The sequence below is a fragment of the Microbacterium sp. zg-B96 genome (assembly GCF_030246865.1).
In the GTDB taxonomy this organism is placed as follows: Bacteria; Actinomycetota; Actinomycetes; order Actinomycetales; family Microbacteriaceae; genus Microbacterium.
This window is the reverse complement of record NZ_CP126738.1, coordinates 2,110,928-2,126,021: the sequence shown is the minus strand read 5'-3', so window position 1 is coordinate 2,126,021 and position 15,094 is coordinate 2,110,928. Positions and strand designations below refer to the sequence as shown.

The 15,094-nt window shown below is 70.7% G+C and carries 14 protein-coding genes; 11 read left to right on the top strand and 3 right to left on the bottom strand.

The annotated features are described in order from the left end of the window. Nucleotides 1-52 precede the first annotated feature (52 nt). The 3 genes from QNO11_RS10010 (at nt 53) to QNO11_RS10000 (ending at nt 3,755) form a co-directional block, all read left to right on the top strand. Nucleotides 53-1,099: a LacI family DNA-binding transcriptional regulator gene (locus tag QNO11_RS10010; protein ID WP_374113804.1), complete on the top strand. Its 1,047-nt coding sequence runs from the start codon at nt 53-55 to the stop codon at nt 1,097-1,099. A gap of 200 nt (nt 1,100-1,299) precedes the next feature. Further along, on the top strand, nt 1,300-2,877 hold the full coding sequence (gene metG, locus QNO11_RS10005; protein WP_257508419.1) for a methionine--tRNA ligase: 1,578 nt from the start codon (nt 1,300-1,302) through the stop codon (nt 2,875-2,877). Beyond that, on the top strand, nt 2,874-3,755 hold the full coding sequence (locus QNO11_RS10000) for a TatD family hydrolase (RefSeq protein WP_257508420.1): 882 nt from the start codon (nt 2,874-2,876) through the stop codon (nt 3,753-3,755). Before metG ends, QNO11_RS10000 begins: the two co-directional genes overlap by 4 nt. On the opposite strand, the gene QNO11_RS09995 is transcribed toward QNO11_RS10000, so the two are convergent. From QNO11_RS09995 to QNO11_RS09985, 3 genes are read right to left on the bottom strand one after another with little or no spacing between them, the layout of a single operon-like run. Beyond that, complete coding sequence (locus QNO11_RS09995) at nt 3,734-5,740, bottom strand: glycosyl hydrolase (RefSeq protein ID WP_257508421.1); 2,007 nt, start codon at nt 5,738-5,740, stop codon at nt 3,734-3,736. The two genes, QNO11_RS10000 and QNO11_RS09995, sit on opposite strands and share 22 nt — an antisense overlap. After that, nucleotides 5,737-6,468: an efflux RND transporter periplasmic adaptor subunit gene (locus tag QNO11_RS09990; RefSeq protein ID WP_257508422.1), complete on the bottom strand. Its 732-nt coding sequence runs from the start codon at nt 6,466-6,468 to the stop codon at nt 5,737-5,739. The genes QNO11_RS09995 and QNO11_RS09990 overlap by 4 nt, the downstream gene beginning before the upstream one ends. Continuing rightward, nucleotides 6,465-8,171, bottom strand: coding sequence for a glycosyltransferase family 2 protein (locus QNO11_RS09985; RefSeq protein WP_257508423.1), 1,707 nt, complete (start codon nt 8,169-8,171; stop codon nt 6,465-6,467). The genes QNO11_RS09990 and QNO11_RS09985 overlap by 4 nt, the downstream gene beginning before the upstream one ends. A gap of 195 nt (nt 8,172-8,366) precedes the next feature. Here QNO11_RS09985 and rsmA point away from each other — a divergent pair, with 195 nt between their 5' ends. The 8 genes from rsmA (at nt 8,367) to QNO11_RS09945 (ending at nt 15,085) form a co-directional block, all read left to right on the top strand. Continuing rightward, on the top strand, nt 8,367-9,221 hold the full coding sequence (gene rsmA / locus QNO11_RS09980) for a 16S rRNA (adenine(1518)-N(6)/adenine(1519)-N(6))-dimethyltransferase RsmA (protein WP_257508424.1): 855 nt from the start codon (nt 8,367-8,369) through the stop codon (nt 9,219-9,221). A gap of 10 nt (nt 9,222-9,231) precedes the next feature. After that, nucleotides 9,232-10,296 (top strand): aldo/keto reductase, encoded by a 1,065-nt coding sequence (locus QNO11_RS09975; RefSeq protein ID WP_285169134.1) that lies wholly within the window; start codon nt 9,232-9,234, stop codon nt 10,294-10,296. Beyond that, nucleotides 10,293-11,225: a 4-(cytidine 5'-diphospho)-2-C-methyl-D-erythritol kinase gene (locus tag QNO11_RS09970; protein ID WP_257508425.1), complete on the top strand. Its 933-nt coding sequence runs from the start codon at nt 10,293-10,295 to the stop codon at nt 11,223-11,225. The genes QNO11_RS09975 and QNO11_RS09970 overlap by 4 nt, the downstream gene beginning before the upstream one ends. 15 nt (nt 11,226-11,240) lie before the next feature. Further along, entirely contained in the window at nt 11,241-12,563 is a 1,323-nt protein-coding gene (locus QNO11_RS09965) for a GNAT family N-acetyltransferase (RefSeq protein WP_257508426.1), read from the top strand. Nucleotides 12,564-12,628: 65 nt separating this feature from the next. Next, nucleotides 12,629-12,919 carry a DUF427 domain-containing protein gene (locus QNO11_RS09960; protein ID WP_257508427.1) on the top strand — a complete coding sequence of 97 codons (291 nt, stop codon included), beginning with the start codon at nt 12,629-12,631 and terminating at the stop codon, nt 12,917-12,919. A 2-nt stretch (nt 12,920-12,921) separates the two neighbouring features. Further along, the gene (locus QNO11_RS09955) at nt 12,922-13,659 is read left to right on the top strand and encodes an ABC transporter ATP-binding protein (RefSeq protein WP_257508428.1); all 738 of its coding nucleotides are present in this window, start codon (nt 12,922-12,924) and stop codon (nt 13,657-13,659) included. Continuing rightward, a complete protein-coding gene (locus QNO11_RS09950) occupies nt 13,656-14,348 on the top strand; it encodes an ABC transporter permease (RefSeq protein ID WP_257508429.1) in 693 nt (230 codons plus the stop codon). The genes QNO11_RS09955 and QNO11_RS09950 overlap by 4 nt, the downstream gene beginning before the upstream one ends. Beyond that, a complete protein-coding gene (locus QNO11_RS09945; protein ID WP_257508430.1) occupies nt 14,345-15,085 on the top strand; it encodes an ABC transporter permease in 741 nt (246 codons plus the stop codon). Before QNO11_RS09950 ends, QNO11_RS09945 begins: the two co-directional genes overlap by 4 nt. Nucleotides 15,086-15,094 lie beyond the last annotated feature (9 nt).

Sequence of the window (15,094 nt, the reverse complement as noted above, 5' to 3'; positions counted from 1 at the left end):
CGTCCCGGGCGGAGGAGCGGGCGGTGTTATCGAACTGTGACCGGTCACGGTTATGGGCGTGTCGGGAGTAGAGTCACTCGTCGTGGGGGACACCAACGAGGTGCGCAGGCGCCCGACGATCCGGGACGTGGCGGCGGCCGCCGGCGTGTCCCGGGGCACGGTGTCGCGCGTCATCAACGGCGGTCACTGGGTCTCGCCCGATGCGCGCGAAGCGGTGGAGGGGGCGATCCGGGCGACCGGGTACACCGCCAACCACGCCGCCCGCAGCCTTGCCACCGGCAGATCGAATTCGCTGGCGTTCCTGCTGACCGAGCCGCAGCAGTTGCTGTTCGCCGACCCCACCTTCGCGCTGCTGCTGCGCGGTGCCACCGAAGCCCTGGCACAGCGGTCGATGACCCTGGTGCTGCTGGTGGCGGACACCCCCGCGGAGCGGGCGAACGTCGAGCACTACGTGCGGGCAGGGCACGTCGACGGGGTACTGCTCATCTCATCGCACGAGTCCGACCCGCTGCTGGCCTCACTCATCGAGGCCGGGATCCCCACGGTGTGCACGGGGGTGCCGCTGGGTCACCGTGCGTACGTGCCCACCGTCTCGGTCGACGAAGCAGGCTCGGCTCGGGTGATGACCCGCCACCTCCTTGACCGCGGCTACCGCAAGATCGCCGTCATCACCGGCCCCAATGACACCTCCGGTGGCCGCTACCGACTCGTGGGGTTCCGCGAGGAGATGGGCGACCGGTTCGACCCCGACCTCGTCGAGCAGGACGTCTACTCCAGCGAAGCCGGAGCGGCCGCGATGACGCGGCTGATGGAGCGCGCTCCCGACATCGACGCGGTCTTCGCCGCATCCGACGTCATGGCCGTCGGCGCCATCGCCGCCGCCCGCCGCGCCGGTCGCGGGGTGCCCGAGGACCTCGCCGTGGCCGGTTTCGACGACTCCGGTCTCGCCGAAACCCACGACCCGCCGCTGACGACGATGCGCCAGCCGTGGGCCGAGATCAGCCGCGCCATGGTGGAGATCCTCATCGACGTCATCAACGGCGTCCCGCGCGAGGACCTGGTACTGCCCACGACGCTGATCGTGCGCGACAGCGCCTGAGCCCGCCCGCCCGCCCGCCCTCTGCCCGTCGCCGGAATGCGGAGATCTGCCGGAATGCGGTCCCTCCGCGGCATCCGGTCCGCATCTGGGCAGATCTCCGCATCTCGGGAAGCGGATGCCGCGCTGTCGCCGCCCCACCCGCGCCGGGCCCCGACGTAATGCGCACCGGGCGCACAGCGCGCCCCGCCTAGAATCGACGGGTGACTTCAGGCCGTTCCTTTTACATCACGACGCCGATCTACTACCCGAGCGACGTGCCCCACATCGGCCACGGCTATACCACCGTGGCGGTGGACACCCTCGCGCGCTGGCACCGCCAGGCCGGGGATGACACCTGGATGCTCACCGGCACCGACGAGCACGGCCAGAAGATGCTGCGTGCGGCCGCCGCGAACGGCGTCACGCCGCAGCAGTGGGTCGACAAGCTCGTCACCGAGTCGTGGTTCCCGCTGCTGGACACGCTCGACGTCGCCAACGACGACTTCATCCGCACGACGCAGGAGCGCCACGAGCGCAACGTGCAGGTCTTCTTCCAGACCCTCTACGACCGCGGTTACATCTACGCCGGTGAGTATGAGGCGCTGTACTGCGTCGGGTGCGAGGAGTTCAAGCCGGAGTCGGAGATCGTCGACGGCACCGGCGCGTTCGAGGGCCTCAAGGTCTGCGCGATCCACTCCAAGCCGCTGGAGCTGCTGCAGGAGAAGAACTACTTCTTCAAGCTCAGCGAGTTCCAGGACAAGCTGCTGGACCTCTACAAGACGGTCCCCGACTTCCTGCGCCCCGACTCGGCGCGCAACGAAGTCATCTCCTTCGTCAAGAACGGTCTGAAGGACCTCTCCATCTCCCGGTCGACATTCGACTGGGGCATCAAGGTGCCGTGGGACCAGTCGCACGTCATCTACGTGTGGGTCGACGCGCTGCTGAACTACGCCACTGCGGTGGGCTACGGCAGCGACCCCGAGCAGTTCGAGCGCCGCTGGCCGGCGTACCACGTGGTGGGCAAGGACATCCTCCGCTTCCACGCGGTCATCTGGCCCGCCATGCTCATGGCCGCAGGCCTCGAGGTGCCGCGGGGCGTCTTCGCGCACGGCTGGCTGCTGGTCGGCGGCGAGAAGATGTCCAAGTCCAAGCTCACCGGCATCGCTCCCACCGAGATCACCGAGGTGTTCGGCTCCGACGCGTACCGGTTCTACTTCCTCTCCGCGATCGCATTCGGCCAGGACGGCTCGTTCTCGTGGGAGGACCTGTCCGCCCGCTACCAGGCCGAGCTCGCCAACGGCTTCGGAAACCTCGCCTCCCGCACCGTCGCGATGATCGAGCGCTACTTCGAGGCGATCGTGCCGCCGGCGGGCGAGGTCACCGCGGCGGAGCTGCACATCCACAAGACGGTGGCGGATGCCGCGACGGCTGCGGATGCCGCGATGGAGCGGTTCCGCCCGGACGAGGCGATCACCGCGATCTGGACGATCGTCGACGCGCTGAACCTCTACATCACCGAGAACGAACCGTGGGCACTGGCCAAGGACGACGCGAAGCGGGAACGGCTCGGCACCGTGCTGTACACCGCCGCGGAGGGCCTGCGCGCCCTCACCGCGCTGCTGTCGCCGGTGATGCCGCACGCCACCGGCATCCTCTGGGACGCCCTTGGCGCCGCCGCCGCTCTCGGCGCGCTGCAGGACCAGCCGATCCGCGACGCCGGCGCGTGGGGGCAGCTGCCCGCAGGAGCCTCCGTCAGCGGTCTGGCGCCGCTGTTCCCGCGCGTCGAACAGAGCGCATGACCGACCCCAGCCAGTACGTGCGGCAGCGGGAGAAGGGCGCCCGCGACGTGAGCTACCCACCCGCGCCGGAGCCGCTGGCGGTGCCGGTGTACGACAACCACGCCCACCTCGAGATCGAGGACGGGCCGGAGCCGCTGAGCCTGGACGAGCAGCTCGCGCGGGCGGCCGAGGTCGGCGTGATCGGGGTCGTGCAGGCCGGCGGTGACATCGACTCCAGCCGCTGGTCGGCGTGGGCCGCGGCCAGCCATCCCGGCGTCCTCGCCGCCGTCGCGATCCACCCGAATGAAGCGCCGGCATATGCCGAGCGGGGCATGCTGGCCGAGGCGATCGCCGTCGTCGACGGACTCGCGGCGCAGCCGCGGGTGCGCGCGATCGGCGAGACCGGGCTGGACTTCTTCCGCACGGAAGCTCCGGGGCTGCCCGCCCAGTACGAGAGCTTCGAGGCGCACATCGATCTTGCCAAGCGGCACGGCATCGCGATGCAGATCCACGACCGCGACGCGCACGACGAGGTCCTGGCGACCCTCCGCCGGGTCGGAGCCCCCGATCGCACGGTGTTCCACTGCTTCTCCGGCGACGCCGACATGGCACGCATCGCCGCCGATGCCGGGTACTACCTGTCATTCGCGGGCAACGTGACCTTCAAGAACGCGCAGAACCTGCGCGATGCGCTCGCGGTGACGCCGCGGGAGCGGATCCTGGTGGAAACCGACGCCCCGTTCCTCACCCCGACGCCCTACCGCGGTCGCCCCAACGCCCCGTACCTGATCCCGGCGACGGTGCGGTTCCTCGCCGCAGAGCTCGCCATGGACCTCGACGAGCTCTGCGCGCAGGTGGCTGCCAACACCCTCGCCGTCTACGGCTCCTTCACCGACTGAGCCTGCGCCGCCGCCAGCCAGGCGAGCATGATCGCCTTCGAATTGCCGTCGTCGACGCCGTCGGCAGGCAGCGCCGAGAGGGCCTGCGCGGCGGCGGTGCGCTCGGTGTCGCCGGCCAGCGCCGAGTACATCAGCACGTAGTCGCCCAGCGGACCGGTGAACGCGGTGGGGCCGGCGTGGGCGACGTTCGTCGCCACGCGCTGCGGATCCGCGCCGAGGTACTCCAGCGCGACCGGCCCGAGCGGCAGCAGTTGGATGCCGAGGATCGCCGACGGCTCCGGGCTGAACCAGGTCGCGTAGTCGCGTTTGCCGCCCCAGGTCAGCGACACGATGGGGTGGGCGAAGCCCTCGGCCAGCGTGCTCGGATCCGGCTCGAGCCAGAGGGCACGGGTCGCGGCGACCTCGGCCGACAGCAGCCACGCCGCCGTCGCCGCCAGCGGCGCGTCGCTGCGGGCCTGCGCCCACAGTGCCAGGCCGTTCCAGGCCGCGACGGCCTCGGAGCTGGACTCCTGATTGTTGCCGTCTGCGAACGGGGAGAGCCCGGAGGCCCAGGAGTGGCCGCGATACGGATCGAAGACACGCAACTGGGGGAGGGCACCGGCCGCGGCCCCACCGGCGATGTCGGCGGCCAGCGCGTCCATCACCTCGGCGAGGGCATCGCCCTTCTCCGGCTGCGCAGCCACCAGCGCCGCGGCGGCGCTGAGGAAGTAGCCGTAGTGGAAGTGGTGGTCGTTGCCCTCCTCCGCCCCGAACGTCGCCGCCTTGCCCACGACCATCCGCAGTGCGTCGTCGTAGACGAAGCAGTGCGCGTCGCGCACCAGGCAGCCGTCCGCCTCGCTCCACGGCTCCAGCTCGGTCCACAGCCGCTCGGCGATGCGGTCGGAAAGCTCCGCATCCCCCAGTTCGCGGGCGAGGGTGAGCAGCGCGCCGAGCCGGGCCAGCGCCTTGCCGCCGTAGTACGTGTCGGCGGGCAGCGGCGGGGTGGCATCCAGATCCGCCGCGACCTGCGCCGTGATGGCAGCGCGGGTCTGGTCGTCGATCCCTCTGAGGTCGAACGCCGCGCGGGGCGCGACGGTCGGCACCGACCACTCCAGCACCGTGTCGGCGCACGCGACCGCGTCGCCGTACGCGGTGTGGAACGTGCCGAGCGAGCATCCGGCCTCCACCCGGTGCCCGGGGAACGGCACGACCACCGTGCTGTCGGTGCCGGCATAGGTCAGCCGCGTCGACGACAGGTCGCCGTCCGCGCCCGAGTCCACCTGCACCTCGGTGACCGGCGCGTCCAGTGCATCCGCCCAGTCGGCGACGTCCGCGCCTTCGGGCAGGGCGAACCACTGCGCATACGCCCCGGCGGGCACCGTGAGCGCGTCGCCGTCCCAGTCGGCGCCGGGGGCCACCACGCCGAACGCGGTGTCGTCCGTCGTCGCCGTCCACACGCCGTCACCGGCGGGTTGCAGCGGGGCAGCCGGGGTCAGCGCGGTGCCCCGTGCCGCCGTGAAGCCCACGACGGGGGAGCCCTCCGCGATCGTCACGTCACCGACCTCGGCATCCCCGTCCCACCAGCGCAGCGTGACCGACACCGGATCGGCTCGCACGGCTTCGAACCGGTCCGCGTCGACGGCGACCTGCAGGCCGCCGGCGAACGATGCCGCGACCGTCTGCGCCGTCGCCGACACCGCCGGAAGATCGACCGTGAAGCCGTCGCCCCCGGCAGCGAACGCCAGCGGGAACGGATACACCGGCTGCGGGTCCGAGCCGAAGATCAGCCCGGAGTACCAGCGGTTGGTCGGCGGGATCACGCCGTCGGCGAGGCGCGGCTGGCCGATCTCGGCCACCTGTTCCACCGGCAACGATGCGACCGACGCGGCAGAGGCCGACGTTCGGGTCCAGCCACGGTCGGCCGCGCCCGGAGAGGTCGCGGTGCAGCCGGTCACCACGAGGGCGGCCCCGAGCAGCAACACGGCCAGCAGCCGCCCGCCGCTCACAGGCCGACCTTCTGCAGCAGATCGCGCAGCGCATCGCCGACACCGGCGAGCGGGCCGTCGTCTCGCAACTGCAGCGTGGCCTGCACGGGCGTGCCGGCCTGGAACAGGCCGGTCGCCGCGCGCTGGGACAGATCGGCGCTCGTGATCCGCAGCGTCGACAGCGCTTGCCCCTCGGCGGTCTCCACATCGATGCCGGCGACATCGCCGCCGAGCACCGACTGATTCGGCAGCAGCAGTTCGACGTGGCTGCCTTCCGTGATGCGGGCGTAGTCGCGCGCCGACAGCAGGAACTCGGCCTCCACGAACAGCGAGGCATCCTGGTCGACGGTGGCCAGTACGCTGCCGGCCTGGGCGAACCCGCCCTGCGGGACGGCCACCTCGCGCACCGTCCCGTCGACCGTCGCGACGATCGTGGACGTGCCGTCGCCGGCGACGCTCGCCGCAAGCACCGGGTCGGCGACCTGGCCGGAGGCGATGTCGCGCTGCAGCTGCAGGCTGCGCACGTCGAACAGCGGGTCTCCCACGGCGACGTCGTCGCCGACCTCGACATACTGCCGGGTGACGATGCCGCCGTAGTCGGTGCCGACGGGGTAGTTCTGCGCCACGATCGTCGCGCTGGTGGACAGCGCGCGGTGCTGGCGCTGGTTGAACACGACGGTGCAGGCCATCACGATGACAACGACGAGCAGGATGCCGCCGGCAAGCTTCAGCCGGTTGAACCAGGTCATCGCGCACCTCCTGCCGGCTCGAGTTGCGGTTCCGGTTCGAGCAGGCCCGGCTGGCGCTGGAGCGGCCGCGCGACGACCGTGAGCGGCACCGTTGCGGCGGGGAGCTGCAGCGGTGCGGGCCGCACCGTCGGGTGGCTCAGGGCGTGGGCCTCGCGCAGCGCGGTCACCAGGAACGCGCCCAGGATGAGCGTGTTGGTCGCGTTCCAGCCGGTGGCAAGCGTCAGCACGCCGTTGTCGATGTCACGCCAGACGGCGACGAGCGTCGTCAGCGCGAGGAAGAGGAAGAACAGCGTCTGCGGGATGATGAAGTTGAAGGGCGACCGGCGCGACGCCGACCCGGTGACGTGCCACCCCACGTCCTTGCCGGTCAGGGCGTTCCACAGGGCCTTCGAATAGATCGGGAACGACACCGTCGCCAGAGTGAGGGTCTCCCACCGGAACGAACCGACGGCGAACCACGCGAGCAGGATCTGCATGACGTAGAACCCCGCGTAGTACAGCACCCAGGTGAAGACGGTGATCTCCAGCGTCATCGGCCGCAGGTCGAAGTAGATCTCCAGCGGCGGCACGAGCAGCAGCAGCAACGGGCAGATCCCCGCGAGGTAGAACGTGGCCGTCACCAGGTATTGGATGCGCTGGTCGGTCGTGAGGGTGCGCCGCGGGCTGAGCGGGTTGTGGTGCAGCAGGATCTCGAACCCGCCGGTGGCCCAGCGCAGCTGCTGCTTGCTGTAGGCCTCGATGGTCTCCGGCGCCTCACCGACGGCGAGGGCGTCGGGGAGGAAGACCGAACGCCACCCGCGTTCGTGCAGCAGCAACGCCGTCCACACGTCCTCCGACTTGGAGTCGGTGTAGATGCCGCCGATCTCGTCGACCGCCCGGCGGCGGAACACCACGTTCGTGCCGACGCAGAACGCCGCGTTGAACCGATTGCGACCCGGCTGGATGAACCGGTAGAACACCGTCTGCATGAACGCCGCACCGCGCGCCACGACGGTGTCGAGGTTGCCGTAGACCTGCGGCGTCTGGACGAACGCGACGTCCTCGTGCACGAAGATCGGCATCGTCTCCAGCAGGAACCGGGGCGAGGGGACGAAATCCGCGTCGAAGATCGCGAAGAAGTCGCCCTTGGCAAGCGTCAGGGCGTGGTTGATGTTCCCCGCCTTCGCCCCGTGGGAGCTCAACCGGCGCACGTACCAGGCGCCCGTCTCGGCGGCCATGGCCCGCACCTCGTCGGACTTGCCGTCGTCGAGCACCCAGGTGCGATGCCTGCCCTGCAGTCCGAGGGCGGCCACCACCGTTCGGCGCACGGTCTCCAGGTCCTCCCCGTAGACCGTCACGAACACGTCGACGACCACCGGCGCGCCACGGAGGTGAATGGTGTCGTCACCGCGCGCCAGGCGCGGCATGAGGTGGGCGGCGGCGTCGTGGGCGGCGTAGTCGCGTGGGTTGCGCCCGCTGGAGAGGATCGTCCACATCGACAGCAGTGCGTGAAGCACGAGGATCGACTCGGCCACGATGACCATGAGATAGGGCAGCAGATCGCCGCGGCTGTCCGGCGCGAGCAGGAAGGCGGCGTAGGCCAGCACCCCGATCGTCGCGACGACGACCAGCAGGATCATCACCGGTGTCGGCTCGCCGCCGTCCTTCGGGCTCGGCCGATCCAGGGTGTGCCTGGTCTGACGTGTAGATGGAATGCGTGCCATTCGGATCCCCCCGATGGACTGGCGGTGCTCCCATCCGCAGCGCCGTCGGCGCGCATGGATTCCTACCCCAATTCCGGCATGCCCCCCGGCAGCCGGACCGTTAGTCCATGATGCGCCTCGCGCGAGACGGGAGTGTTCCCGCCGTGTGAACGCTCGGTGACGAGTAGCTGTACGCATCCTCGGTACTGTTGATACATGCCGGTGACCCTCCTCGGCGCGGCAGAGATCCGCGCGCTCGCAGCCGAGCTCGACGTCACCCCGACCAAGAAGCTCGGTCAGAATTTCGTCGTCGACGCCAACACGGTGCGCAAGATCGTGCAGGTCGCAGGCGTGAAGCCCGGCGACCGCGTCGTCGAAATCGGCCCTGGCCTGGGGTCGCTGACGCTGGCGATCCTCGAGACCGGGGCGACGGTCATCGCCGTGGAGATCGATCACCGGTTGGCCGAGCGCCTGCCGGTCACCGCCGCCGCGCACCAGGTCGCCGACGGCGCGCTGACGGTCGTCGACGCGGATGCGCTGAAGGTGGTCGAGCTGCCCGGCGACCCCGAGGTGCTCGTGGCGAACCTGCCCTACAACATCAGCGTTCCGGTGCTGCTGCACTTCCTGGAGACCTTCGCCCACCTGAACCGGGGCGTGGTGATGGTGCAAGCCGAAGTGGGGGAGCGCCTGGCGGCATCCCCCGGCACCAAGGCCTACGGGGGACCCAGCGTCAAGGCGTCCTGGTACGGACCGTGGCGGCTGGCCGGCACGGTGTCCCGGCAGGTGTTCTGGCCGATTCCCAACGTCGACAGCGTGCTGGTCGGCTTCCGCCGTGACCCGCAGCCGCGCGGCACCGAGGAAGAGCGCCGCCGCACCTTCGCGATCGTGGATGCCGCCTTCGGCCAGCGCCGCAAGATGCTGCGTCAAGCCCTCTCCGGTGTGCTGGGCGGCAGCGCCGCCGAGGCATCCGCCGTCCTCGAGGCGGCCGGTGTGGCGCCGACCGCCCGCGGCGAGGAATTGGTGGTCGAGGACTTCCTGCGTATCGCGCGCGCGGCGCCCCTCGCGCAGTAGCGTGGGTGGGGTGACACAGACCCCGCGGACCAAGCCCCCTGTCGCCGACCTGCACCGGCCGTATACGGCCGCGGCCGATCGCTACGGATCCGTCGAGTATCGCCGGGTGGGAGCCTCCGGCCTGCGGCTGCCGCCGATCTCGCTCGGACTGTGGTGGAACTTCGGCGACAACGTCCCGTTCGACCGCCAGCGCGAGGTGCTGCGCCACGCGTTCGACATCGGCATCACCCACTTCGACCTGGCCAACAACTACGGCCCGCCGTACGGCGCGGCCGAGACGAACTTCGGCCGCATGATGCGCGAGGACTTCGCGCGCTACCGCGACGAGCTGATCATCTCGTCCAAGGCCGGCTACGACATGTGGTCCGGTCCCTACGGCGACGGTGGCTCGCGCAAGTACCTCCTGGCCAGCGCCGAGCAGTCGCTGCGCCGCATGAACGTCGACTACGTCGACATCTTCTATTCGCACCGCGACGACCCCACCACGCCGCTGGAGGACACGATCGGGGCGCTGCACACCCTCGTGCAGCAGGGTAAGGCGCTGCACGTGGGCATTTCCTCGTACAGCGCACACCGCACCGTCGAGGCCGCCGCGATCGCCCGGAGCCTGGGCACGCCGCTGGCGATCCACCAGCCCGCCTACTCCATCGTCAACCGGTGGATCGAGGACGGCCTGACCGGCGCGCTCCAGCAGGAGGGCATGGGAGCGATCGCGTTCTCGCCGCTGTCGCAGGGGGTGCTGACGGACAAGTACCTCTCCGAGGGCGCGGCCGACCGCTCGCTCGAGCGCTGGTCGGTGCCGCGCGATAGCGTCTCGCAAACGGCCCGCGGCCGCCTGCTGGGACTGGATGCCATCGCGAAGGAACGCGGGCAGTCGCTGGCCCAGATGGCGCTGCAGTGGGTGCTGCGCGACGGTGTGGTGGCCTCCGCGCTGGTCGGCGCCTCCCGCCCCGCGCAGTTGGACGAGAACCTCGCCGCGGTCTCGGGCCCCGCCTTCGACACCGAAGAGCTCGAGCGCATCGACGCACTGTCGGACGGCATCGACGTCGGTCTCTGGGACTCGGCGGACAAGTGACGCTGGCCACCTCTGGCGACCGCGTGCACGTACGCGCTCCGGGGAAGATCAACGTCTTCTTCGAGGTCGGGGATGTGCAGGACGACGGCTATCACGACGTGGCGTCGGTGTACCAGGCCGTCTCCGCCTACGAAGACGTCTACGCCACGCACGCCGACGGGTTCACGATCTCCGTCGACGGGCTGGTCGACGTCTCGGGCGTTCCGACCGACGACCGCAACCTCGCGGTGCGGGCGGCCCGGCTGCTGGCGCAGGAGATCGGCTACCCCGGCGGCGTGCACCTGGAGATCCACAAGGCCGTCCCGGTAGCCGGCGGCATGGGCGGCGGATCGGCCGATGCCGCGGCGGCGCTGGTCGCGTGCGACGCGCTGTGGGATGGCGGAGTGTCGCAGGCGCGGATGCAGCGTCTGGCCACCCGCCTGGGCGCCGACGTGCCGTTCGCGCTGATGGGCGGCACCGCGGTCGGCACCGGCCGGGGCGACCAGCTCAGCCCGGCGCTGGCCCGCGGCCGCCTGGACTGGGTGATCGTGACGACGTCGGCCGGCCTGTCAACACCCGAGGTCTACCGCGAACTCGACCGACTGCGCGAGCACAGCGCCACCGACATCGCACCGCCCCGAGGCGTGCCCGATGTCGAGCCCGCCGTGCTGCACGCGCTGCGCACCGGTGACGCGGCGGCCGTTGCCGCGGCCGTGCGCAACGACCTGCAGGATGCCGCGTTCTCGCTGCGCCCCGAGCTGGCGGCGCTGCGCGACCTGGGCTGCGACAACGGGGCACTGGCGGGGATCGTGTCCGGTTCGGGTCCCACGGTGGCCTTCCTCGCCGCCGACGCCACCGCCGCACTGGATCTGCGGGTGACTCTGGCGGCGGCCGGGTTCGATGCGCTGACCGTCCACGGGCCGGTCCCCGGAGCCCGTGTCGTGGGCTGACGGCACAATGGGGGGATGATCGATTCCGTGACCAACGCCGCGTGGAAGGCGGCTCCCGTCGACACCGGCTCGCAGCAGACGCTCGCGGCGCGCAACCTGGACTATCGCACCCTCTCGCACGACGGTCCCGCGTACGACGCGTGGCTGCAGGCACTGGCCCGCGGGTTCCAGGACGGTGAGCGCGACGACGAGCAGATCACGGTCAACCGGGAAAGCACCGCCTATCGGCGCCTGACGGGCGTCTACGACTCCGCCGGCCCGATGGCCGAGCTCCCCGTCGCGACCGCCGCGTCATGGATCGGTGAGCTGTCCGTGCCGGGCGGCCGGGGCATCCCCTCCTGCGCCATCACCTCGGTCACCGTCTCGCCGACGCACCGCCGGCGCGGCATCGCCCGGGCGATGCTCGAGGGCGAGCTGCGCGGTGCCGCTGCCGCAGGAGTGCCGATGGCCATGCTCACCGTCAGCGAGTCGACGCTGTACGGCCGCTATGGATTCGCGCCCGCCGCGGCGTCGAGCTCGTGGACGATCGAGACCAAACGCGCCCGCTGGGTCGGCCCGCTGCCCACCGGGCGCGTCGACTTCATCCCGCGCGCGAGGATGCGGCAACTGGCGCCGGTGCTGCACGAACGCGCACGGTTGTCGTCGCCGGGCGAGATCGACGTCCCGCTCGGACACTGGGACAACATCGCCGGAACCCGCCCCGATGCCAAGGAGGCCGGCAAGCTCCGCGCGCTGCAGTACGCCGATGCCGATGGCGAGGTCAGCGGACTGGCCGTGTACACCGTCGAGGGAAACGACGACGACTTCACCAAGGCGGCCGTGAGCGTCGTGTATCTGCTGGCGGTCACCGACGACGCGTACGCCGCGCTGTGGCGGTTCCTTCTCGAACTGGACCTCGTGTCCACGGTGAAGGCGCACGAGCAGTCCGTCGACGAGCCGCTGCTGTGGATGATCGACGATCAGCGCGCTGCCACCGTCACGCTGCGCGATCACCAGTACGTGCGCATCCTCGACGTTCCTGAGACGCTGAGCGCCCGCTCGTACGGCGCCCCGGGCCGGTTCGCGCTGGAGGTCTCCGACCCGCTGGACATCGCTGCCGGCCGCTACCTGCTCGACGTCCGCGCCGACGGCCGCGCTACCGTGTCGGCGCTGGACGGCGACGCCCCCGCAGACGCCGTGCCGCTCGCACTGGGGATCCGCGAGCTGTCGGCCGCCTACCTCGGCGGAGTGTCGATCGCGACCCTCGCGCGGGCGGGCTGGGTGCACACGACGGATGCCGCCGCCGCCGCACGCACGTTCGGCTGGCACGTCGCCCCGCGGCTGAGTATTTGGTACTGAGCAGCGGGGTTCACGCTGTCCGAGGCTCCGGCTAGCCTGGACCCCCACCGACGGAAGGAGGCGCGATGAGAGCACGACTGGGTGACACCGTGATCGCCGAGGCGGACGAGGACGACCTCATCAGCATCGAGGGGAATTGGTACTTCCCGCCCGACTCGGTCGCGTGGGAGCTGCTGGAGAAGAGCCCCACTCCCTACACCTGCGCGTGGAAGGGCAATTGCCAGTACTACACCGTCGGTGGGCACGCCGACAACGCGTTCGCCTACCCGGACCCGCTGCCGAGCGCGATCGACCGGGTCGGCAAAGACTTCTCCGGCTACGTCGCGTTCTGGCAGGACGTTCAGGTCGGGCGCTGAGCGTGATCGAGTTCCGAGGCGTCGCGAAATCCTTTTCCGACGGCACCCGCGCCGTCGAGGACTTCTCGCTGCAGATCCCCCCGCACCGCACGACGGTGTTCGTCGGGTCGTCCGGCTGCGGCAAGACGACGCTGCTGCGCATGATCAACCGGATGGTGGAACCCACCGCAGGCACGATCACGATCGACGGCGAGGACATCGCCACCCGGTCGCCGGTGGCGCTGCGGCGCAGCATCGGTTATGTCATGCAGAACTCCGGACTGCTGCCGCACCTCACGGTCGCCGCCAATATCGCCACGGTGCCGCGCTTGAACGGTGTCGCCCGTGGTCCGGCACGTGAGCGCGCGCTGGAGCTGATGGGGACGGTGGGGTTGGACGGTGCGATGGCCGACCGCTACCCGAGTCAGCTGTCCGGTGGTCAGCAGCAACGGGTGGGGGTGGCCCGCGCGCTGGCGGCCGAGCCGAACATCCTGCTGATGGACGAGCCGTTCGGCGCCGTCGACCCGATCGTCCGCGCGGAGCTGCAGGACGAGCTCACGCGGCTGCAGCGCGAGATCGGCAAGACGATCGTGTTCGTCACGCACGACATCGACGAGGCGTTCTTCCTCGGCGACCAGGTCGTCATCCTGGAACGGGGTGCGCGCATCGCGCAGCGGGGCACACCGGACGAGATCCGGCAGGGTCCGGCGTCGCCCTTCGTCGAGGCGTTCGTCGGCGCGCGGGAGCGGCGCGCTCCGTGAACTGGGTCCTCGATAACCTCGGGCTCATCGCAGAGCTGTCGCTCGAACATGTGCGTCAGAGCGTGATCCCGGTCGTGCTGGGGCTCGTGTGCGCCGTGCCGCTGGGGTGGATCGCGTGGCGCTACCGGCTCGTGCGGGGGAGCCTGCTCACCCTGAGCGGACTGTTGTACACCATCCCCTCGCTGGCACTGCTGGCCCTGCTGCCCGGCATCCTCGGAATCAGCATCCTCAGCGAGGTCAACCTCCTCGTCGCCCTCACCCTGTACGCCGTCGCGCTGCTGACGCGGTCGGTGGCCGACGGGTTCGACGCCGTCGACCCCGACGCCCGCCTGGCGGCCGTCGCGATGGGGTACGGGCCGGCACGCAGGTTCTGGGGAGTCGACCTGCCGCTTGCGGGTCCCGTCATCTTGGCGGGACTGCGCGTCGCCGCGGTCAGCACCGTGTCGCTGGCCACCGTCGGCGTGCTCATCGGGGTGACCAACCTCGGCTATCTGTTCACCAACGGGCTGCAGCGGCGGATCATCCCCGAGGTGCTTGCCGGTGTCGTCGCAGTCATGCTCATCGCGGTCATCATCGATCTGCTGCTGGTGGTCGCGGGGCGCCTGCTCATGCCGTGGAGCAGCGCCGGTGCACGCCGCCGCGCAGCGCGCGTGCGCCTCGTCGCCTCCGCGGCGGAGGTGCCGGCATGAATCTCTTCGCCGAGGCGCTCGCCTGGATCTTCGCACCGGAGCAGTGGACCGGCGCGGCATCCATCGGCGCCGCCCTTGCGGTGCATCTCTGGTACACCGGCGTGGCCGTCGTCATCGCCGCGATCATCGCGGTGCCGCTGGGCTGGCTCATCGGCCACACCGGGCGCGGGCGGGAGATCGCGGTGGTGATCTCGGGGGCGGCGCGCGCCGTGCCGTCGTTCGGTCTGCTGATTCTGCTGGTGCTCCTGTTCGGCGTGCTCAATCGCCCCGAAGCCGGCGTCGTGACCTTCGTGCTGCTGGCGATCCCGTCGATCCTCGCCGGTGCCTACGCTGGGGTCGAGGCCATCGACCGGGCCGTGCTCGATTCCGGGCGCGCGATGGGGATGACCCAGTGGCAGGTCCTCTGGCGCATCGAGGTGCCCCTCGGACTGCCGTTGCTGGTGGCGGGACTGCGCTCGGCCACCCTTCAGGTGGTCGCGACGGTCACGATCGCCGCCTACGTCGCACTCGGCGGCCTGGGGCAGTACATCATCGCCGGCATCCCGTTGCGCCGTTATGAAATGGTGCTCGGCGGCGCATTGCTGATCATCGCCCTCGCACTGTTGCTGGATCTGCTCTTCGCGGTCCTGCAGCGTACAGCGGTGCCGCGCGGGCTTCGCGCCGGACGCGCCGCGCGTGACACCGGGCGCGCATCAGCCGCGCGCACCGCCACGTCCCACACCCCCGTTCCGTCCTGACACGCACTG